This is a genomic window from Kibdelosporangium persicum (genome assembly GCF_013280595.1).
Lineage (GTDB): Bacteria > Actinomycetota > Actinomycetes > Mycobacteriales > Pseudonocardiaceae > Kibdelosporangium > Kibdelosporangium persicum.
Map to the genome: position 1 here is coordinate 34,817 of NZ_JAAATY010000046.1, position 20,738 is coordinate 55,554.

General features: G+C 67.6%; 16 protein-coding genes. 11 read left to right on the forward strand and 5 right to left on the reverse strand.

Going from position 1 to position 20,738, the window contains the following annotated elements:
• Positions 1–17 precede the first annotated feature (17 nt).
• The 3 genes from GC106_RS43360 to GC106_RS43370 are packed head-to-tail and all read left to right on the forward strand — an operon-like array spanning position 18 to position 4,617.
• Positions 18–1,058: a methyltransferase gene (locus GC106_RS43360; protein ID WP_312873361.1), complete on the forward strand. Its 1,041-nt coding sequence runs from the start codon at positions 18–20 to the stop codon at positions 1,056–1,058.
• Entirely contained in the window at positions 1,055–1,579 is a 525-nt protein-coding gene (locus GC106_RS43365) for a pyridoxamine 5'-phosphate oxidase family protein (RefSeq protein ID WP_173142034.1), read from the forward strand. The genes GC106_RS43360 and GC106_RS43365 overlap by 4 nt, the downstream gene beginning before the upstream one ends.
• Positions 1,576–4,617: an amino acid adenylation domain-containing protein gene (locus GC106_RS43370; protein ID WP_217281680.1), complete on the forward strand. Its 3,042-nt coding sequence runs from the start codon at positions 1,576–1,578 to the stop codon at positions 4,615–4,617. Before GC106_RS43365 ends, GC106_RS43370 begins: the two co-directional genes overlap by 4 nt.
• A 48-nt stretch (positions 4,618–4,665) precedes the next feature.
• Here the strand turns inward: GC106_RS43370 and GC106_RS43375 are convergent, their stop codons facing one another.
• From GC106_RS43375 to GC106_RS49600, 3 genes are read right to left on the reverse strand one after another with little or no spacing between them, the layout of a single operon-like run.
• Positions 4,666–5,496: an ABC transporter permease gene (locus GC106_RS43375; protein ID WP_173142035.1), complete on the reverse strand. Its 831-nt coding sequence runs from the start codon at positions 5,494–5,496 to the stop codon at positions 4,666–4,668.
• Positions 5,493–6,512 (reverse strand): ATP-binding cassette domain-containing protein, encoded by a 1,020-nt coding sequence (locus GC106_RS43380; protein ID WP_173142036.1) that lies wholly within the window; start codon positions 6,510–6,512, stop codon positions 5,493–5,495. The genes GC106_RS43375 and GC106_RS43380 overlap by 4 nt, the downstream gene beginning before the upstream one ends.
• Positions 6,513–6,552: 40 nt before the next feature.
• A complete protein-coding gene (locus tag GC106_RS49600; protein ID WP_173142037.1) occupies positions 6,553–7,710 on the reverse strand; it encodes a DUF418 domain-containing protein in 1,158 nt (385 codons plus the stop codon).
• 83 nt (positions 7,711–7,793) lie between these two features.
• Between GC106_RS49600 and GC106_RS43390 the strand changes: the two genes are divergently transcribed.
• A complete protein-coding gene (locus GC106_RS43390; protein WP_173142038.1) occupies positions 7,794–8,411 on the forward strand; it encodes a TetR/AcrR family transcriptional regulator in 618 nt (205 codons plus the stop codon).
• Positions 8,412–8,580: 169 nt separating this feature from the next.
• Here GC106_RS43390 and GC106_RS43395 read toward each other — a convergent pair whose 3' ends face one another.
• A complete protein-coding gene (locus tag GC106_RS43395) occupies positions 8,581–9,429 on the reverse strand; it encodes an AfsR/SARP family transcriptional regulator (protein WP_173142039.1) in 849 nt (282 codons plus the stop codon).
• A 508-nt stretch (positions 9,430–9,937) separates the two neighbouring features.
• Between GC106_RS43395 and GC106_RS43400 the strand changes: the two genes are divergently transcribed.
• The 4 genes from GC106_RS43400 to GC106_RS43415 are packed head-to-tail and all read left to right on the forward strand — an operon-like array spanning position 9,938 to position 14,765.
• Positions 9,938–10,951 (forward strand): Gfo/Idh/MocA family protein, encoded by a 1,014-nt coding sequence (locus GC106_RS43400; protein WP_173142040.1) that lies wholly within the window; start codon positions 9,938–9,940, stop codon positions 10,949–10,951.
• Positions 10,948–12,264, forward strand: a complete 1,317-nt coding sequence (gene rfbH / locus GC106_RS43405) for a lipopolysaccharide biosynthesis protein RfbH (RefSeq protein ID WP_173142041.1) — start codon at positions 10,948–10,950, stop codon at positions 12,262–12,264. Before GC106_RS43400 ends, rfbH begins: the two co-directional genes overlap by 4 nt.
• Before the next feature lies 1 nt (position 12,265).
• A complete protein-coding gene (locus GC106_RS43410) occupies positions 12,266–13,474 on the forward strand; it encodes a DegT/DnrJ/EryC1/StrS family aminotransferase (protein ID WP_173142042.1) in 1,209 nt (402 codons plus the stop codon).
• 19 nt (positions 13,475–13,493) lie between these two features.
• Complete coding sequence (locus GC106_RS43415) at positions 13,494–14,765, forward strand: activator-dependent family glycosyltransferase (protein ID WP_173142043.1); 1,272 nt, start codon at positions 13,494–13,496, stop codon at positions 14,763–14,765.
• Here GC106_RS43415 and GC106_RS43420 read toward each other — a convergent pair.
• Entirely contained in the window at positions 14,758–15,957 is a 1,200-nt protein-coding gene (locus GC106_RS43420) for a cytochrome P450 family protein (RefSeq protein ID WP_173142044.1), read from the reverse strand. The genes GC106_RS43415 and GC106_RS43420 overlap by 8 nt on opposite strands.
• Before the next feature lie 124 nt (positions 15,958–16,081).
• On the opposite strand from GC106_RS43420, the gene GC106_RS43425 reads away from it, so the two are divergent.
• The 3 genes from GC106_RS43425 to GC106_RS43435 are packed head-to-tail and all read left to right on the forward strand — an operon-like array spanning position 16,082 to position 20,701.
• Positions 16,082–18,460 carry a helix-turn-helix transcriptional regulator gene (locus GC106_RS43425; protein ID WP_173142045.1) on the forward strand — a complete coding sequence of 793 codons (2,379 nt, stop codon included), beginning with the start codon at positions 16,082–16,084 and terminating at the stop codon, positions 18,458–18,460.
• 32 nt (positions 18,461–18,492) lie between these two features.
• Positions 18,493–19,746 carry an activator-dependent family glycosyltransferase gene (locus tag GC106_RS43430; protein WP_173142046.1) on the forward strand — a complete coding sequence of 418 codons (1,254 nt, stop codon included), beginning with the start codon at positions 18,493–18,495 and terminating at the stop codon, positions 19,744–19,746.
• 46 nt (positions 19,747–19,792) lie between these two features.
• Positions 19,793–20,701: a COX15/CtaA family protein gene (locus GC106_RS43435; RefSeq protein WP_173142047.1), complete on the forward strand. Its 909-nt coding sequence runs from the start codon at positions 19,793–19,795 to the stop codon at positions 20,699–20,701.
• The last annotated feature ends 37 nt before the right edge of the window (positions 20,702–20,738 follow it).

The window sequence follows — 20,738 nt, forward strand, 5'->3', positions numbered from 1 at the left end:
ACCGAAGGAGTGCCACTGTGACGTCCATCGAAACACCGGCGGACATGGACGGCCTGTCGCGGATCTTGTTCGGACACGCCGCCTTCCAGTACCTCAACGCCGCGTGCGAGCTGGAGCTGTTCGAACTCGTGCGCGCCAAACCAGGCATCCACAAGGCCGAGATCGGCGCGGCACTGGGCCTCGCCGACCGCGCCAACGACATCCTGCTGCTCGGGTGCACCTCGCTCGGCCTGCTGGTCAAGAACGGCGGATACCGGGTCGCGCCCGTGCTCGACGAGCTGATGGGCACGGACGACTGGCAACGGTTCCGAGACACCGTCGCCTTCGAACAGTACATTGTGTACGAGGGCCAGCTGGACTTCACCGAGTCCCTGCGCACCAACGCCAACGCGGGCCTGCACCGGGTTCCCGGCGAAGGCCCGGACCTCTACCGGCGGCTGAGCCAGAACCCGCACCTGGAATCGGTGTTCTACCGGTACATGCGGTCATGGTCCGAGCTCGCCAACCGGCATCTGGTCGAGGCGCTCGACCTGTCGGGCAGCAGGAAGCTGCTGGACTGCGGCGGCGGGGACGCGGTGAACGCGATCGCGCTGGCGCAGGCGAACCCCGACCTCCAGGTGACCATCCTGGAGATTCCGGACACGGTCCGGATCGCCGAGAAGAAGATCGCCGAGGCCGGGCTGAGCGAGCGGGTCACGGTGGCGGGCGGCGACATGTTCGCCGACAGCTTCCCCACCGGCGCGGACACCGTGATGTTCGCGCACCAGATGGTGATCTGGACGCCGGAAGAGTGCACGGCGTTGCTGCGTAAGGCTTACGACGCGCTGCCGGAGAACGGCCGAGTCGTCATCTTCAACTCGATGTCGCACGACGACGGCGACGGCCCGGTGGTCGCCGCGCTCGACAGCGTGTACTTCGCCTCCCTGCCTGCGGAAGGCGGCATGATCTATCCGTGGTCGCAGCATGAGGCCAACCTGCGCGCGGCGGGCTTCACGAGGTCGGAACGCGTCGCCTGTCCTGGTTGGACGCCGCACGGGATCCTGATCGGGTACAAGTGACCGCCACACCGCTCGCCCGCACCCGGCAGATCTTGGACAAGGCACGGTGGGCCACACTGGCGACCGTGTCGGCGTCGGGCGAGCCGTGGTCGTCGGTGGTGCACTACGTCTGGCTGCCAGATCCGCTGCGATTGCTGTTCACATCGGCCGACGACGCCCGGCACAGCAAGGACATCGCGGGGAACGCGCAGGTCGGCGGATCGCTGTGCTGCACGGGCGTCGACACCGGGATCGCGATCGGCGATGTGGACGGCGCCCAGTTCACCGGTCACTGCGCCGAGGTCGCGGCCGAAGAACTCGTCCAGTACCACGCCCTCTTCTTCGGCACGCTGTTCCCTGATCCGTCGGTGCGAGCGCAGTGGGCACTGCCGCCGGAGTCGTTTCGCGCCCCGGAGTCACACAGGTTGTACCTGATCACTGTCGGCGAATGGTGGATCATCGATTTCAGCCGGTGGGCCGCGGACAAGATCGACAGGAGGATGCGGGTGGCGCCCGAAGTGCTGGCACGACTGGGGCCGTGACCAACGAGGAGGAGCTGGACATGGGGGAAGCCGGCAGACCGTCACCGGCATGGAACGACACCGCCACCGACTATCCACGAGACCGCTGCCTGCACGAGATTTTCGACGAGCAGGCGGCTGCCCGGCCGTCTGCCGTCGCGGCGGTGTCCGGGGATCACACGATCACCTACGGCGAGCTGAAGTCCTCTTCGGACGGTCTGGCCGCGCGGCTCGTCGCAGCGGGCGTCCAGCCGGGCGACCGGGTTGGTATCTGCGGCAACCGGTCACTGGAGGCGCTGGTCACCATCCTCGCGGTGCTGCGGACCGGCGCCGGGTACGTCCCGCTGGAGGACACCTATCCGCCCGCCCGCCTGAAAGCCATGGCGGACGAGGCGGAGCTGCGGTACGCGGTGGTCCTTCCGGGCGGCAGTTGCCCGATCCGCCGGATCTCCGTGCGAATCGACTACGACACCGGACATCCCGGTACCGACGCACCGGCAGTGACTGTGCGGCCACAGGACTGTGCCTACGTGATGTTCACGTCGGGCTCCAGTGGGCAGCCCAAACCCGTCGCCATCCCGCACCGAGGGATCGTCCGGCTCGCCGTGTCCGACCGGGCACTGCGCCCGCCGACACCCGACGACCGGGTGATGCACGCGTTGAGCCTGTCCTCCGACGGCTCGACGCACGAGATCTGGTCGGCGCTGCTCAACGGCGCATGCCTGATCCTCGTCGAACGAGAGGTCCTGCTCTCCCCCGCCTCGCTGGCCGAACGGCTGCGGACACAGCGGATCACGTTCGCCCACTTCACCACGAGCGTGTTCCACCACATGGCCCGCACGATGCCCGAAGCCTTGTCCGGGATGCGGTTCGCGTCCGCGGGCGGCGAGGCGCTGGACGCCGGGCTGACACGGGCCGTGTTGCGTGCGTGTCCCGGCACGGTGGTCGTCAACTTCTACGGCCCGACCGAGAACTCCGTCGTTTCGACCGCGTACGTGGTCACCGACCTGCCGGACGACGCCGTCAGCGTCCCGATCGGACGCCCGCTGGCCAATTCGACGGCATACGTGATGCGCGCGGATCAGTCGCTCGCCGACATCGGTGAGGAGGGTGAACTCCTGGTCGGCGGCGACGGCCTCGCGCTCGGATACCTGGGCGACGAGGAACTCACCGCGGAACGGTTCGTGGTCAACCCGTTCGCTCCCGCCACACGCCTCTACCGAACCGGTGACAGGGCAGCATGGCGCCCTGACGGCACACTGGAGTACCGCGGTCGCGGCGACCGCCAGGTCAAGGTACGGGGACAACGCATCGAGCTGGACGAAGTGGAAGCCCGGCTTCGCGTGCACTCCGCGATCGGTGAGGCCGCGGTGGAACTGGTGGACGACCACCTGGTCGCGTTCGTCACCCCGGCCACTAAAGGCACGGCGATCCCGCTGGAGGACGTCCGTGCCGAGCTGACCGCCTGGCTGCCCGCGCAAGCCGTGCCGTCACGGATCGTGCCGATGGCCGTCTTGCCGGTTACGGCGAGCGGTAAGATCGCACGTGCACACCTTGTGGCACACCACGAACGAGACGTGCCACCAGTGGCACCAGCACCCGATGGCCTGCTCGGCGCGGTGAGCGAAATCTGGCAACGAACACTACGGCTGCGCCCGGCACCGACGGACAACTTCTTCGACGTCGGTGGCGATTCGATGCTCGCCGCCGAGGTCGTCACGAGGACACTCGCCACGCTCGGCATCGATCCGGGCAAAGGCAGCACCCTCGTCGCCAGCCTGTTGCGCAGTCCGTCGCTTCGGGACTACACATCCGCCGTTGCCGCCGTTGCCTCGTCAACGCAAGCTGTCACCCAGGACACTGGTGACTTCGAGGCCGACGCGGCACTCGGCATGGATCTGTCCGAGCCGTCGGGTCCACCGCCCCGGTGGAGCGACCCGTCCCGCGTGCTGCTCACCGGGGCGACCGGCTTCATCGGTGCCCATCTGCTCGTCCAGTTGCTGCGTACGACCCAAGCCACGATCGTGTGCCCGGTCAGGGCGCGGGACGCGGCGCACGCGCGCCGGCGCGTCCTGGCGAATCTCGCTCGGTACGACCTGCCCACGGATTCGGCCGACCGGCTCGAATGCGTCCCCGGTGACATCGCGGAACCCGGTCTCGGCCTGACGCCAGGCCGGTTCACCGGCCTGTCCGGCTCGCTGGACCTGATCATCCACTCCGCAGCACAGGTGAACTTCCTCTACCCGTACACATCGCTGAAAAGGTCCAATGTAGACGCCACGCGCGAGGTCATCCGGCTCGCGGCGGCACGCCGGATCCCCGTGCATTTCCTGTCCACCATCGGTGTGGTGGCCGGATTCGGCACCGCGGGCGTACGGCACGTGCCAGAGGATCTGGAACTGGCCCACGCCGACCGGCTGACCATGGGGTACGCCGAGTCGAAGTGGGTCGCGGAACGCATGCTGGGCGAGGCGTCCCGCCAGGGTCTGCCGGTCACGATCCACCGGCCGTACGAGGTCACCGGCGAGCAGCAGGACGGGGTGTGCAACACCGACACGGCCATCTGCTCGTTGTTCAAGGTCTTCGCCGAGATGGGGATGGCACCGGATTCGCCGCTGCCGCTGGACTTCGTGCCGGTGGACTTCCTGGCCAGTGCCGTGGTGTACCTGGCCACCCATCGGCAGGCCACCGGGAAGGTCTACCACCTCACCAACCCGCGGCCCGCCGATCTGTCCGACATGGTCGCCCGGATGCACGCCAAAGGGTGCGACATACGGATCGGCAGCTACGCCGAGTGGGTCGACGAACTGGTCCGGTACATCGGCGCGAACCCGGCACACCCGGCCGCGCCTTTTGTGTCGCTGTGCGTGGACCGCGCCAACCACACGGGGATCTCGGTCAAGGAGATGTACTTCACCGGTACGTTCCCGCGGCTGGGACGGCAGAACGTCGAAGAGGACCTCGCGGACAGCGGCCTGAAGTGCCCGCCGGTGGACACCTTGCTGGATCTGTACCTCGAATACCTCTTCAGCAGCGGGTACCTTCGCAGGCCCGGCTGACCCGAGGTGTCCCGGAGGAGGGGGGACGCCTCCGGGACACCGGGAGGGTCAGCGGCTCATGGTCTGGAACCGCCGGACCGAAAGCGGGAAGAAGACCAGGATCAGCACGACCGGCCACACGATCGCCATCAGCATCGGATGGTGGGCGGCCCAGGTCTCGCCGCCGATGCCGGGATTGCCGAACAGCTCCCGCGTGGCCGCCACGGTCGCCGACATCGGGTTCCACTCGGAGGCGTACCCCAGCCAGGTCGGCATCAGCCCGGGCGCCACGAACGTGTTGGCGATCATGGCGAACGGCAGGATCAACGGGAACAGCGCGGTCGCGCTCTCCGGCGTGCGCAGCAGCAGCCCGACGTAGATACCGACCCAGATCAACGCGAACCGCAGCAGCAACAACAACCCGATCGCGGCCATGGTGGCACCGAAGCTCCCATGTGGACTCCAGCCCACCGCGAGCCCGCACACGATCAGCGCGGCGAGATCGAGGGCCGCGCGCGCCATGTCGGCGATGCTCCGCCCGGCGACCACGGCCGAACTGGCCATCGGCATCGACCGGAACCGGTCGGTGACACCGCGGGAGGTGTCCGTGACGACCGCGCTCGCGGTGATCACCAGCCCGAAGACCATGGTCATCCCGAACAGCCCGGGCAGCAGGAACTCCCGGTAGTCACCGCCGCCGGGCACCACCATCGCGCTGCCGAACACGTACCCGAACAGCAGCACCGACAGGACCGGGAACATCAGGCCACCGAAGATCTCCTCCGGCGACCGGATCCAGTGCGTCAGGTCCCGCCGGGTGACGGTCAGTCCATCGTGGACGGCCCAGCGCAGCCGGGCGGCAGGGGTACGTGGGATCGGTACCGTCGTCATCGTCGTCATGCCCGTCCCTCCAACGGCGCGGTGGATTCGGCCGGTCGGCCGGTCAGCCGGACGAACACCTCGTCCAAAGTGGGCTGACGGATGCCGATGTCGCTGACCACGATCCGCTCGGCGTCGAAGAGCCGGACCGCTTCGGTCAACGTCGCCGCCCGGTTCACCGCGGGCACGCTGACGCGGGGCACTTCCTCGTGTGTCGTCGGTTGTGCCCGGGTGATCTCCGCCAGGATGGCGGCCGCGCGGGCCACGTCCCCGGGGTTGGTCAGCACGACGTCGAGCTGGTCACTGCCGATTCTGGATTTGAGTTCGGCGGGCGTCCCCTCGGCGATCACCCTGCCGTGGTCGATGACCGAGATGTTGTCCGCCAGCTGGTCCGCCTCGTCCAGGTAGTGCGTGGTGAGCAGGACCGTGGTGCCCTGGCCGACCAGTCGCCGGACGCCGTGCCAGACTTCCATGCGGTGCCGGGGATCCATTCCGGTGGTCGGTTCGTCCAGGAACAGCACTGGCGGCGACATGATGAAGCTGATCGCCAGGTCCAGTCGCCTGCGCATACCGCCCGAGTAGTTCTTCGGCTGCTTGTTCGCGGCTTCGGTGAGGCCGAACTGCTCCAGCAGCTCGTCGGCCCGGCGCCGGGCCTGCCTGGCGCTGAGGTGGTAGAGCTTGCCGAACATCTCCAGGTTGCCCCGGCCGGTGAGCACGTCGTCCACGGCCGCGTTCTGCCCGGTCAGCCCGATGCGGTAGCGGACTTCCAACGGCTGGCGCACCACGTCGAACCCCGCGACCTCCGCACGCCCGGCCGTGGGCCGCAGCAACGAGGACAGGATTCGCACGGCGGTGGATTTGCCCGCACCGTTGGGGCCCAGCAGCCCGCAGACGGTGCCTGGCCGCACGGCGAGATCGAAGCCGTCCAGCGCGCGGGTGTCGCCGTACACCTTGACCAGGCCTTCAGCGAGGATCGCGAATCCGGTGGCGCCGGCTGTCGAGGCCGGCGGGGACGCGGGCGCGGTTGATGTGTCCATTCCGTTCCTCCCTCCGCCGCAAGTATACACATGAGTCTACTTATCGGGATGTACTCACCCCCGAATGCCACGGTTGCCTGCGCCAGTACGTCACCGACCGCAGGACCCACTCGGCCGGACCGAAGGCGTGCCGGCGCGTCCACCACCCGCTGAACACGACCTGAGCCGCGTAGACCACCATCGCGATGGCCAGTGCGCCGGCAAGACCGGTCTCGCCCGCCAGCGCCACGCCGTAGCCGGTGAACAGCAACGCGCAGATCAGGGACTGGGCCAGATAGTTGGTCAGCGCCAGACGGCCGACCGGCGCGAGCATCGCGTGCACACGCGATCCCGCCGCCGTGCGACCGAACAGCAGGATCGCCGCCGCGTAAGCCATGGTGAGAGCGGGCGCGGTGAAGTATCCGACGCCCTGCATGGCGATACCCCACGAGCCGGAGCCGTCGGTGGCGAACGCGAACAGCGCGGCCGGCGGCAGACCGACGGCAAGCCCCACGACCAACGCTTTCCACAGTCTCGTGCTGGGAATCACCCGGCCGTGCAGCAGCTTGGACTTGCCCGCGGCCAGGCCGAGCAGGAAGTAGGCGAGAATGATCGGGATGAGCGCCCACCAGGTGAGCATGATCTCCCGCAGGTCCTCGATCCGTTGCGTGACGACGTCCCCCGCGTCACCGCGATAGTTCGCCAGCACCGATTCCGCCTTGCCCGGTGCCGGTTCACCGATCGGCGCCGAGCCCGACAGAACCGCGATCATCAGCAGGATCGCGAACAGCGCGAGGATCGAGACGCCCAGCACGGCGGCCCGCTTCGCGGAAATGCCCCGCAGCAGGAACAGCAGCACCCCGGCGATGGCGTAGATCATCAGGATGTCACCGGCGAACAGCAGCACGGCGTGCGCGGCGCCGATGACGAACAGCACTGCCAGACGCCGCGCCATCCGCACACCGGACAGGGATCGTCCCAACTGGACGGCCAGGCCGTAGCCGAAGAGAAATCCGAACAACACGTAGAACTTCGACTCGACGAGGAACGCGACCAGGTCGGCCGCGACCGCGTCGGCGCCGACAAGCGGCGCCGCCCGGTGGAGATAGCCCGGATCGGCGAACGCCTCGATGTTGGCCAGGAGGATGCCGAACACCGCGAATCCCCGCAGCACATCCAGTCCCGGCTCACGATCCCGCGCGACAACAGGTGCGGACACGCGAATCAGCCACCTTTGTATACTCTCGGATATACTTAGCTGTGAGTATACTTCAGGCGAACCGAGCGTGGGGAGCCGTCATCATGTCGCCGAATCCGGAGATCGCCGAGACGCGTCCGCGCCGGCTACGCCGTCAGGAACGCCGCGAGCAGATCCTCGCCGCCGCCACCCGCGCCTTCGCCAAGGCGGGCGGCTTCACCCTGACCAGCCTCGACGATGTCGCGGCCGAGTCCGGCGTGACCCGGATGATCCTGTACCGGCACTTCGACTCGAAAACCGACCTCTACCAGGCGGTTCTCGAACGCGCGGCAGTGCAGCTGCGCGAGGCGGCGACCAGCGGCGGCGAACTGGGCGAGCAGAGTGTGCCGGGCATGCTGAGGTGGGCTTCGGAAGACCCGGACGGCTTCCGGCTGCTGTTCCACCACGCGGCGCGGGAGGCCGACTTCCGTGACGAGGTCGACGGCGTCCGCGAAGGCATGGTCGCCGCGTTGCTCCCGCACATGGAACAGGCGGCCGTCAGCAAGGAATGGGCCGTCTGGGCAGCGAACCTCGCCACCACGACCGTGATCGAGGCGATCATGGCGTGGCTCGACGCGGGCCGCCCGGACGAGGACGAAGCCGCCGACCGCATCCTGCAAGCAGTCGACGGTATCTATCGGGCAGTCACCCCCGACACGGGCCGGACCAGCCCCACAGCCTGACCTGCCCCACAGCGACCGCCGCCGCCGTCAGCCGCCGCCGTCAGCCGTTGCCGGCTGCGGCGGCGTGCTTGCGTAGGTAACACGAGAGTATATATCCTGTGCTCTACTCTCACGTGCATACTGTCGAGTGGGCTGATCTGGAATGACATATCTGGGGCAAGCGCGTCGTTCAGCCGCACCGGATCGAACCGGCGCCGGCCGGAGTGCGCAGGATGTCGCCGAGCGGCCGGTCGATCAGGACATCCGGCCGGGTCTCGATGTCGGCGTTGAGCACAGCCTGGTGCACCCGCTGCACCGGCATCCCGGGCTCAAGACCGAGTTCGGAGACGAGGTTGCGGCGCAACCTCTGGAACACCTCGAGCGCGTCGGCGCGCCGTCCGCACACGTGCAACGCGTGCATGTACTGACCGTGCAGACCTTCGTGCAACGGATGCTCGACGGTGAGCGACGCGAGGTCGCTGAGCAGTTCCCGGTACATGCCCCGGCGGAGTTTGGCGTCAATCAGGTACTCGGTCACCACCAACCGCGACTCCTCGTACTCCACTCGTTTCGACTCCAGCACCCGGCCGACCGGCACGTCGACGAACGCCGGGCCTCGCCACACCCGCAGCGCCTGGTCGAACACGGCGATACCGGTCTCGTCGTCGCCGCGTGACAACGCGACGCCGCCGGTGGCGACCAGCTTCCGGTATTCCTGAATATCCAGTTCCGCGCCGGAGAGGTCGAGAAGATAGCCGTTCGATCGCGTGATCAACACTCTTCTCGCGACCTCCGCCGAGGGAATGCCCGCGACCATGGCGAGCAGCTTTCGCAATTTCAGAATATAAGTCTGCAGCGTCGTCGCCCCGCTGACCGGAACATCATCTCCCCAGAGCTCCGACATCAGCGCGGACGTTTGCACGGTGGTGGACTCGTGCACCGCGAGTATCGCGAGCACAGCCCGGAGTTTTGGCGCGTTCGGCGCACCCATGATGTCGCCGCCGCCGAGATACAACGGACCAAGAAACCCCAGTCTCATCTTCGCTCCCCCTAACAGACGCGCCGACCGTCGACAATCCGGTACCGCATCGGACAGCGTCAGGTACAACGATTCCAATGCCCAACCATACCATCAAACTCCGGGCGGACCCACCACACTTTTGAGTCGGCCGACAAACCGGCCGGCGGCCAGGAACTGACCGTCAGCCACGAACTGAAAGCGAATTCACAGACTGTCGCCACAACCGATTGCATCGCCCTTCCGCACCACGCCTACCAGCCAGTACACCGCCGCGGACCGTCCACATAGACGGTGCGAAGAGCACGGTTCTCCACTACTCTGCGTCAACTAGCCGCCGCCGAAAAAGCCTTCATGACGGTTTTTGACATGCCCAGAAAATGGTCACAAAATCGCGGAAGAGTCGACGAAAAAATAGCCATAAAGGACTGACTCGCACGCCGATCTAGCCGTAGTACAGGTTCCGTCGAGTAGCAGTGAATAACATCGTGAGCACGTCACGGACTCCTTGATCGAGAGGCACTGCACGGTGGAGAACGACACTGGATGCGCGCCGCTCCGGTTCGGGGTTCTCGGCGCGGCTAGCGTAGCGTGGCGACGCACGCTCCCGGCGATGAAACGGTGTCATACCGCCATGATCGCTGCGGTGGCGAGCCGCGACCTGGCGAAGGCCGAGCGGTTCACACGATTGTTCGGTGGCCACCCGGTGACCGGATATCAGGCACTGCTCGACCGGCATGACGTGGACGCGGTTTACATTCCATTGCCAACTGGCGCGCACGCCGAATGGGCACACCGCGCACTTGAGGCGGGCAAACACGTCCTCGTGGAAAAACCACTCGCGGGCACCGAAAAGGAAGTGGTCGAACTGGCGGGCAGGGCGCGTGATCTGGGTCTGCGGTTACACGAGAACCGCATGTTCCAGCATCACTCGCAGCATCGGGCGGTCGGCGAACTGGTCACCGGCGGCGAGATCGGCGGACTGCGCGTGCTGAGCAGTTCGATGGCGATCCCGCCGCTGCGTCCCGAGGACGTGCGGTACCAGCCGAAGCTTGGCGGGGGTGCGCTGCTGGATGTCGGGTACTACCCCATCCACGCCGCGCTGATGTACCTCTCCGGCCCGGTCGAACTGCTCGGCGCACGGCTCGTCGTGCTCCGGACGTCCGAAGTGGATGTTCGCGGGCACGTGCTCCTCGGTGCCGCGGACGGGGTGACGGCCCAGCTCACCTTCGGCTTCGACCACGCTTACCGGTCCAGTTACGAGCTGTGGGGTGACCACGGGCGGATCGAGTTGGACCGCGCGTTCACGCCGCCTCCGGAGCACACGCCGTGCGTGCGGATTCACCAGCAGGACCGGGAGCTCCGGCTCACCCTGCCCGCCGACGACCAGTTCCGCAACAGCATCAACGACTTCGTCAGCGCGGTACGTCGGGACGCGCCGGACACGGAGCACATCCACCCCGCGATACAGGCTGCCGCACTGATGGATGCCATCCGTCATCGCGCGGACGTCTCATGGATCGGCGAGCAGGAGATCAGATGACGGAGTCGACGGCCGAACTGAAGGCCCAGATCCTCACGGCCACCCGTGACTACCACAAGCATGTCACCCAGGACACCACGTTCCGGCCGGGCATCACGCCCATCCTGCCGTCCGGCGCGGCGCTCGACGCCAGCGACCGCGCGGCGCTCGTGGAAGCCGCACTGGACATGCGGATCGCAGCCGGGCACGCGTCCCGTGAGTTCGAGCGGTCCTTCGCCCGTACGCTCGGGCTCCGCAAGGCGCACATGACCAACTCGGGGTCCTCGGCCAATCTGCTCGCGTTGAGCGCACTCACCTCACCGCAGCTCGGTGACGCCCGGCTGCGCCCGGGCGACGAGGTGATCACCGTCGCCAGCGGGTTCCCCACCACGGTCAACCCGATCCTCCAATGTGGCATGACGCCAGTCTTCGTCGACATCGAGCTCGGCACGTACAACACGACCGCCGAGCGGGTCGCCGACGCGATCGGCCCGCGCACCAGGGCGATCATGATCGCGCACGCGCTGGGCAATCCCTTCGAGGCGGCGCCGATCGCGGCGCTGGCCGACGAACACGGGATGCTGTTCGTCGAGGACAACTGCGACGCTGTGGGCAGTACGTACCAGGGCAGGCTGACCGGTGGCTTCGGCGATCTGAGCACGGTGAGCTTCTACCCCGCGCACCACATCACCAGCGGTGAGGGTGGCTGTGTGCTGACCGACAACCTCGTGCTGGCACGGATCGTCGAGTCGATGCGGGACTGGGGCCGGGACTGCTGGTGTGAGCCGGGCGAGAGCGACACCTGCCGTAAGCGGTTCGCCTACCAGCTCGGCAGCCTGCCCGAAGGCTACGACCACAAATACATCTTCTCGCACGTCGGCTTCAACCTGAAGGCGACCGATCTGCAGGCCAAGCTGGCACTCAACCAGCTCGGCAGGCTCGCCGAGTTCGGTGAGGCGCGGCGGCGCAACTGGACCCGGCTGCGGGAAGGGCTCGACGACGTCCCCTGGTTGCTGCTGCCGTCGGCCACCCGCGACAGCGATCCGAGCTGGTTCGGCTTCGTGATCACGATCAGGCCCGACGCGCCCTTCCAGCGCGCGGATCTGGTGCGGTTCCTGGAGTCCCGCAAGATCGGGACGCGGCTTTTGTTCGCGGGCAACCTGACGCGCCATCCGGCGTACCTCGACCGCCGGTACCGGATCGCGGGCACGCTGGCCAACAGTGACATCGTCACCGAACGCACCTTCTGGATCGGGGTGTACCCGGGCATCACCACCGAGATGACCGACTACATGGTCGAGTCGATCCGTGCCTTCGTCGCCGGGCGGTCGTGACATGGCGGCCGATCTGGCGGTACTGGGCGGTGATCCGGCCTTCCGGCAGCCGTTGCACGTGGGCAGGCCGAACATCCCGGAACCGGGCAAGGTGTTGCGGCGCATCGAAGCGGCGATGGACCGCCGCTGGCTGACACATTTCGGCCCGTTGTCGCGGCAGTTCGAGGAGAAGATCGCCGAGGCGGCCGGCGTGCGGTACTGCGTCGCGATGTGCAACGCGAGCATCGGGCTGCAGATCCTGGCGAGGGCGGCGGGCCTGCGCGGTGAGGTCGTGGTCCCGTCGTTCACCTTCATCGCGTCCGCGCACACGTTGCTGTGGGAGGGGATCACGCCGGTCTTCTGCGACATCGACGAATCCACCGGCAACATCGACCCGGACCATGCCAGGCACGTGATCACCGACCGGACCACGGGCATCCTCGCGGTGCACCTGTGGGGGCATCCCGCGCCCACCGAGCGGCTGGACGACCTCGCCGCCGAGCATGGGCTCGCGTTGTTCTACGACAGCGCGCACGCCATCGGCAGCAAACACCACGGCCGGCCGGTCGGCGGTTTCGGTGGTGCCGAGGTACTCAGCTTCCACGCGACGAAGTTCATCAACTCCTTCGAGGGCGGCGCCCTGGTCACCGACGACGAAGGACTGGCCGAGCAGGTCCGGCTGATGCACAACTACGGCCGCGGCACCGGAGCGGAAGTGCGGTCGGTGGGCACCAACGCGAAGATGACCGAGGTCGCCGCGGCGATGGGGCTCACATCGTTGGAGAACATGCCGTATCTCATCTCGGTCAACAGCGGGCACTACCGGACCTACCGCGCCGGGCTGGCCGGCGTCCCGGGAATTTCCCTGCGCGCACCGGATCCGGCCGACGAGGTCAACCACCAGTACATCGTGATCGAGGTCGACCAGGAGGCGGCCGGGATCGACCGCGACTCGGTCGTCGCCGCGTTGGCGGCAGAGAACGTGTTGACGCGTACGCACTTCCACCCAGGTTGTCACCGGACCGAGCCGTACGTACGCGATCCGGCGCGGCACGCTCCCCTGCCGTTGCCGCGTTCGGAAGCGCTCGGCGACCGGGTGATCTCGCTGCCGACCGGCATGGAGGTCACCACCGCGGACGTCACGACCGTGTGCCGGCTGATCGGCCGGATCGTCGAGCTGGCACCCAAAATCCCGCGAGCGGCGCTGTCCCGGCCGACCGGGGTCATCTGAAAGGACAGGGAGACCTTCCATGCGCGTTCTGTTCACCAGCTTCGGGGCGAGGTCACACGTCTACAACCAGGTTCCGCTGGCCTGGGCGCTGCACACCGCGGGACACCAGGTATGCCTGGTCAGCCAGGCGGACATGGCCGAGGTGCTCGCCGGCACCGGCCTGCACCACGTCGTCGCCGGACCGCGGTCGGACGGGGAGCTGGACGCGGCCGGCGCCGGGGCCTTCTTCGAGAACCTGGAGTTCGACTTCACCCTCCACCGCACAGCGGACATGACGCTCGAGCACCTGCAGGGTGTGTTCGCCGTGTTCGGTGGTCTGGTCTTCCCGTACTCGGCCAGTGACGCCGTGCTCGACGACGTGGTCCGGTTCGCCCGGCACTGGCGTCCCGACCTGGTCGTCTGGGATCCGTACACGTTCTTCGGGCCGATCGCCGCGGCTGCCTGCGGCGCGGCGCACGCCCGGCTGCTGATCGGCCTGGACTTCATCGCCCGGATGCGGTCGGTGTTCCTCGGCCTGACCGCCCAGCAGCCCGCCGAGTTGCGTGACGACCCGATGGAGGAGTGGCTGACGTGGGCGTTGGGCCGGTTCGGCGGCACGTTCGACGAACAGCTGGTCACGGGACAGTGGACCATTGACGCGATGCCCGAGTCGATGCGGTTGCCTGTGGACGTGGACTACCACTCGATGCGTTACGTCCCGTACAACGGGTCGTCCGCTATCCCGGACTGGGTGCACGAGCCACCGAAGCGGCCGCGTGTCTGTGTCACTTTCGGAGTGTCCAACCGGGACTCAGGCGTGGACATTCCGGATCTGCTGTCCGCCAGCCTTGACGCCGTCGCCGCGTTGGATGTCGACGTGGTCGCCACCCTGAACGCCGACCAGCTGACGAACGTGCGGTCCATTCCGGACAACGTGCGAGTCGCCGAGTACGTGCCGCTGCACGCGCTGCTGCCGTCCTGCTCGGCCGTTGTGCACCATGGCGGGATCGGCACCTTCAGCGCGGCGCGGGTCTACGGCGTCCCGCAGCTCATTGTGGACTCACGGCCTGGCAACTTCCCCGACCCGGGCTTCATGGGCAGCTACGTGTCCGATGCCGGTGCAGGGTTCGGCCTGTCCCAAGCCGAGGTCTCACCGGAATCGCTGCGGGACAGGATCCAGCTCCTGGTGGACGACCAGCGGTATGCGACCGGAGCGGCCTACCTCCGTGCGGAGGCGTTGGCCACCCCGAGTCCCAACGAGATCGTGCCGGCGCTGGAACGGCTGACCGCCCAGCACCGCACCGTCACCTGATCATCGGGCAGCGCAGAATTCCACGCACCACCGGTGACCTGCGCCGCCGGAGGACCGGCCCGGCGGCGCGCAGTCCCGGTGCCTTGGCCGTGATGGCCCGTAGCGCCGCCTTCGCCACCGTGCGCGCGAAACCGGCCGAGAACGTGCCGTACCTGCCTTCGCTCAGCGAAAGATTCTCGCCGTCGCGGGACAGGTCGAAGTCGTCGGGGGCGTCGAACACCTCCGGGTCACGGTTCGCCGCGCCGACGACCACGACGACTTCGTCACCGGCCACGATGGTCTCACCCGCGACCTCTATCTCGTCCCGCGCGATCCGTGGCTCGATCCGGATCGGCGGGGCGTACCGGAGCGTTTCCTGGACCGCACGCCCGGCCAGGTCAGGCTCTTCGGCCACCGCCTGCCACTGTTCGGGTTTCTCCAGCAAGGCGAGCACGCTGGCGCAAACCAGGGCCGTGGTGATCTCGACGCCCACGACGCTGATCACCATGCTCGCGGTCACCAGATCCGGGTGCCGCCCATGCTCGGCGAACAGGCCGTGTAACCGCACGATGGCCGCAGTCAGCCGTCTGGCGTCGTCGTACTTCGGTGGGCAGAGCACCGCGTCCAAGGCGATCGACACGTCCGCGCACAACTGGCCGAATGCTTCCCCGTCCGGGACGCCAACGACCTGACGAGCCAGTTCGACCGCGACCGGCCGGGCGAAGTCGGTCATCAGGTCGAACCGGACGCCGATCCGGTCCACCGTGGACTCGCACACTGCCGCCGCGGACGCGGGCGGCACCGTGAACCGGTCGACCGGCAGTCGCTCGTACTCCTTTCTGGTCAAGCACATCCCAGCCCGATCCAACGACAGGATGTGGCTCAGCAACGGTTCTTCCAACGAAAGCGCACGCTGGTTTCCGTGCTCGGGGTCGGCGTACCACGTCTCCATGGCCGGGTTCGCCAGGATCTCGGCACTCGTCGCGTAGGTCCCGGTCACCCAGGCCTGCGCCGTGCTGCGGTACAGCGGGCCACGTTCGCGCACCTGCCGTTCGAAGTCGACCGGCGAATCGGCATGCGCACGCAACAACATCCCGTACGGATCACCCCACGACGGTGAACTCGCGATCCACTGCAAGCCACGGACCACCAGCAGATGCAGTCCCAGTTCGGTGTCCACCGGCACGGCCGGGACCGTCTTCTTGACTGTCATGACACGCCATCATTATGACCCGCGCTACACGGAGGGTGGAGGGAGGCTAACTCGCCGCGGCAGTCGAGCCGGAGACTAGCTTTCGTCCAGCGGCAACCAAGAGAGCCGAATTACCGTCGCCCTCATGGCATTGACGGAACGCGACCGCGCCGCGGCCACCCTACGAGGTGTGGTCGACGATCGCCCCTGCGGCCGGGCAGTGCTGCTGACCGGAGCCATCGGCACCGGGAAGACCGCGCTGCTGCACGACTTCGTCGGCCACGCGAAGCGCTCCGGCATGACAGTGCTGACCGCGACCGCGTCCCGTGCCGAGACGTCGCTGCCCGCCGGAGTGTTGGGCCAGCTCGCCTTCGGCACGGAACTCCCCGTGCACCAGGGGTTCTGTCAGGCTCTGCTGGCCATGGGACCGGCGGTCGTCGCGGTCGACGACATCCAGTTCGCCGACCAGGAATCGCTCACCGCGCTGTTGTTCCTGGCCCGCAGGCTCGCCTCGGCCCAGGTGTCCCTGGTGCTCACCGAATGGATCTACCCGTGGCGGCACGGGCCATGGTTTCGTGCCGAGATCAGCAGCCATCCCACGTTCCAGCGACTGCACCTGCCACTGCTCTCCCCTGTCGGTGTGGACAAGGTGCTCCAGCAGCGCGCCCCCGATCGCGCCAACGCCGGGCGATCCCACGGGGTCACCGGCGGCAATCCACTGTTGACAGTGGCTCTGGCTGAAGGGAACCTGACCGGCGGTGGCATGGCGACATGCCTTCAGCGTCTGGATCCGCCGCTGGCTCGGCTGGCACATGCCCTTGCTGTCCTTCATGACTCCACACACGGTCACGCCGCCGAAGTGGCGGGCGTCGAACCGAGGACGGCCACGGACAGCATGGAATTGCTTGCGGCCACAGGCCTTGTCGACTCAGGGCGGCTGCGCGCACCCGACGCGGTACTCGCCGCCATGAGCCCGGACGATCTTTCGGCAACGCACGCGCGGGTCGCCGAAGTGCTGTACCGGTCAGGCGCCACGGCAACGGATGTGGCCCGTCATCTGGTCGCCGCGCACCACGTCCGGACGGACTGGGCGATCGACGTCCTGCGTGAGGCCGCTGACCATGCGCTTGCTCGGGACGACGTCGCGACGGCGACCGGTTTCCTCGACAAGGCCCTGCTGCTGGCGCGGGATACCGGACAGACCGCCGTGATCCAGTCCGAGTCGGCCACCGCGGAATGGCGGGTCAATCCGCTGGCCGCGTTGCGCCGGCTCGGTGACCAGCCGGACCAAGCCGCCAGATACCTGCTGTGGCAAGGAAAAATCGGCCTTGCCACGCGGCTGCGCACGACTCCGGACCCGGACCTCCGGCGAACGGCACTGTGGTTGTACGGTCCAGGACGAGCCGACGAGCTGTGCCCGGATGGTGACGTCTCCAACGACTTCCGGCACGCGCACCACGTCCTGCGGACCGAGCAGCTCGACGACTCGACATTCACCACCTTGGGTCATGCCATCGCCGTGCTGCTGGACGCCGATCAGCAACATCTCGCACTGCCCCGCTGTGACGAGCTGATCAGCGAGGCCAAACGCCGCAAGGCACCGACCTGGGAAGCGGCCTTTCGCAGTCACCGCGCCGACATCGCACTACGCCTTGGTGATCTGCCAACGGCACGTTCCCAGGCGCACGCGGTCTTGAGGATGTGCGACGAACTGCACCACCACACTCTTCTCGGCTCCGCGCTGGCAGTGGCCGTACGGGCCGCCACCGCATGCGGCAGCCTCGACGAGGCCGCTGAGCTGCTGGCCCGCAGTCTGCCCAACGAAGTCACGAACACCATTGGCTGGCTTTGTTTCCTGCATGCCCGTGGCCACTATCACCTTGCCGCAGGCGACGCCGCGCGTGCGATCGACGACTTCACCACATGCGGCAGGCTGGCACGCGCCTGGCAGCTCGACGACACCGCCCGGGTTCCCTGGCGCGCCGATCTGGCCGAGGCCCACCACCAGCTTGGCGAGCCGCTGAGGGCAAGGCATTGGGCCGTCCGCCAATTGGCGCGGACCAGCGACTCGACTCCCCGGGTCATGGGCATCTCCTTGCGGGCGTACGCCGCTGTCTGTGAACGGCACGAACGGGTCCGGGTCCTGGGCAACGCGACCGGTCTGTTGCGGTCCGCGGGTGACCGGCTCGAGTTGTCCCGTGCGCTGACCGACCTCAGCCGGGCGTGTTACGACGTCGGTGACCACAGCCGCGCCAGGCGATTGGCGAGCATGGCCACGACGGAAGCCCAGGCGGCGGGAGCACCGGCACTCCTGCCCGGCCACGCCGCCACGGACGTTCCCCGCACGTTGACGACCGCCGAGCGGCGGGTCGCGGCTTTGGCCGCGCTCGGCAGCACCAACCAGCAGATCGCGGAACGCCTGAAGGTGACGGCCAGCACGGTCGAACAGCACCTCACCAAGATCTACCGGAAGCTGAACGTCTCCCGGCGCACCGAACTGCCGTCGGTCCTGCGGACCGGCTGACCGCCGAGCACGAAACCCTTGGGGAGAGCCAGATGCGTGTCCTGCTCACGCCGTTTTCCACCGCGCCGCACGTCTACAACGTGGTGCCGCTGGCCTGGGCGCTGCATGTCGCCGGCCACGAGGTCCGGATCGCCGGGCACCCCGACGTCACCGAGAAGATCACCGGCGCCGGGCTGACCGCCGTGGCGGTCGGCGATCCGCTGAACATCCAGGACGCGATCGACGAATGGCCGGGTGACGAGTTCATGGCCGGGCTGACCGACGCGGTCGGCCTTGGCCTGCCCGAGCCGACCAGAACCGGGCAGTGGCTGCGGATGCTGGTGCTCGGCACGATCTCGATGTACTTCTGCGACGACTTCCCCACCGGCGGGCACCAGCGCATGGTGTCCGAGCTCGTGGACTTCGCCAGGGAATGGCGGCCGGACCTGGTGCTGTGGGATCCGGTGAACCTGGCGGGCGCGGTGGCCGCGAAGGCCAGCGGCGCGGCGCACGCCCGCCTGTTGTTCGGGCACGACCTGGTCGGCGCCATGCGGCTGGCGTTCAGCGCGGGACCTCGTGAGGACGACCTGATCAGGGAATGGCTGACGACCACGCTGAAGCGCTACGACCTCACGTTCGACGAGGAGGTCATCCTCGGCCAGTTGACGGTCGACCCGATGCCGTCGTGGATGCGGATTCCGCTGGACCTGCGGTCCGTACCCATGCGCAACCTCCCGTACAACGGAACGGCTGAGGTGCCGGAGTGGCTGCGCGTGCCGGCTTCCCGGCCGCGGGTGTGCCTGACCTTGGGTGTGTCACAACGGGAGCACTGGGGCGACAACACGCTGATCTCCGACCTGGTCGCCGCGGTCGCCGAGCATGACGTCGAGGTCGTCGCCACCTTGAACGCCGACCAGCAGGCCACCATCGGAACCGTGCCGCCGAATGTGCGAATGGTCGATTACGTGCCGCTGCACGCGTTGCTGCCGACGTGCTCGGCGATCATCCACCACGGTGGCACCGGAACGTACGCGAACGCCGCCGTGCACGGTGTGCCGCAACTGATCATCCCGGTGCAGCTCTGGGACGAGCAGCGCATCGCCGACGCCGTGGTCAAACGTGGTGCGGGACTACGGATCGATGCCGAGGAGCTGACCCTGCCGTCGATCAAGCTCGCCCTCACCAGACTGTTGACGACGCCGTCGTTCCGCCTTGGCGCGGCGGGAATCCAGGATTCGTTGGCGGCGACCCCGGCACCGAGCGACATCGTGCCCGCGTTGGAACGGCTTGCCGCCGGGCGCCGTTAAGTATACCGTGACGTATATCTGTTCAGATATACAAAAGGACTCGTCGATGACAACCGAATCCGCGACGGACACGCGGCGCCCGCTCGCGATCCGCATCGCTGTCGCCAGCCTGATCGCCAATGTGGTGATCGTGCTGACCGGTTCGCTCGTCCGGCTGACCGGCTCCGGGCTCGGCTGTCCGACCTGGCCCCAGTGCACCGACGACTCGTTCGTGGCGACCGCGGAGCAGGGCGTCCACGGCGTGATCGAGAACGGCAACCGGCTGCTCGGCGTGCTCGTCGGCCTGATCGCGATCGCCGCGGTGATCGCGGTGGTCCGGATGACCGGATGGCGGTCGGTTCCGTTCGCACTGTCCGTCGCGATCCTGGTCGCGGTCGGTGTCCAAGGTGTGGTCGGCGGCCTGAGCGTGCGGATGGACCTCGCGCCGGGGATCGTCGCCGCGCATTTCCTGATCAGCATGGGAATCGTCGCCGCTGCGACTGTCCTGATCGAACTCCTGCGCGCACGACCCGGCCCCGGCGTCACGGTGCCTCGCGGATTGCGCTGGAGTATCGTCAGTTTGGCGCCCGCACTGGCGTTGGTGCACGGTTTCGGCGCCGTGGTGACCGGTGCCGGACCGCACGGCGGCGACAACAAAGCAGAACGGTTCGACCTGGATCCACTGCTGATGACGATCGTTCACGGCTTGGCCGTGGTGCTCTTCCTCGGCCTGCAGTTAGTGATCCTCGTGGGCTTCCGGATGGCCGCGATCAACGGGAAACCCGCTCACTCAGCCACCCTGCTGCTCGGGCTGTCACTCACTCAGGGAGTGCTGGGATACGTGCAATACCTGCTCGCGATCCCCGCGATCCTTGTCGCCATCCATGTCGTCGGCGCCGCGTTGATCACGTGGGCGACCACGCTGACCATCGTGCACAGCCTGGCATGGCGATCCTCCTCAGTGGACACTCGTTGACCTCGTGTCGCGCGGCAGGGTCCAGTCCGATCCTGTC

Excerpts from the sequence above, each read along its gene's own strand:
- GC106_RS43420 (WP_173142044.1), bottom strand. The coding sequence starts at position 15,957 with ATGACAGTCAAGAAGACGGTCCCGGCCGTGCCGGTGGACACCGAACTG.
- GC106_RS43430 (WP_173142046.1), top strand. The coding sequence starts at position 18,493 with ATGCGTGTCCTGCTCACGCCGTTTTCCACCGCGCCGCACGTCTACAAC.
- GC106_RS43410 (WP_173142042.1), top strand. The coding sequence starts at position 12,266 with ATGGCGGCCGATCTGGCGGTACTGGGCGGTGATCCGGCCTTCCGGCAG.
- GC106_RS43390 (WP_173142038.1), top strand. The coding sequence starts at position 7,794 with ATGTCGCCGAATCCGGAGATCGCCGAGACGCGTCCGCGCCGGCTACGC.
- GC106_RS43375 (WP_173142035.1), bottom strand. The coding sequence starts at position 5,496 with ATGACGACGATGACGACGGTACCGATCCCACGTACCCCTGCCGCCCGG.
- GC106_RS43415 (WP_173142043.1), top strand. The coding sequence starts at position 13,494 with ATGCGCGTTCTGTTCACCAGCTTCGGGGCGAGGTCACACGTCTACAAC.
- GC106_RS43435 (WP_173142047.1), top strand. The coding sequence starts at position 19,793 with ATGACAACCGAATCCGCGACGGACACGCGGCGCCCGCTCGCGATCCGC.
- GC106_RS43425 (WP_173142045.1), top strand. The coding sequence starts at position 16,082 with ATGGCATTGACGGAACGCGACCGCGCCGCGGCCACCCTACGAGGTGTG.
- GC106_RS43395 (WP_173142039.1), bottom strand. The coding sequence starts at position 9,429 with ATGAGACTGGGGTTTCTTGGTCCGTTGTATCTCGGCGGCGGCGACATC.
- rfbH (WP_173142041.1), top strand. The coding sequence starts at position 10,948 with ATGACGGAGTCGACGGCCGAACTGAAGGCCCAGATCCTCACGGCCACC.
- GC106_RS43380 (WP_173142036.1), bottom strand. The coding sequence starts at position 6,512 with ATGGACACATCAACCGCGCCCGCGTCCCCGCCGGCCTCGACAGCCGGC.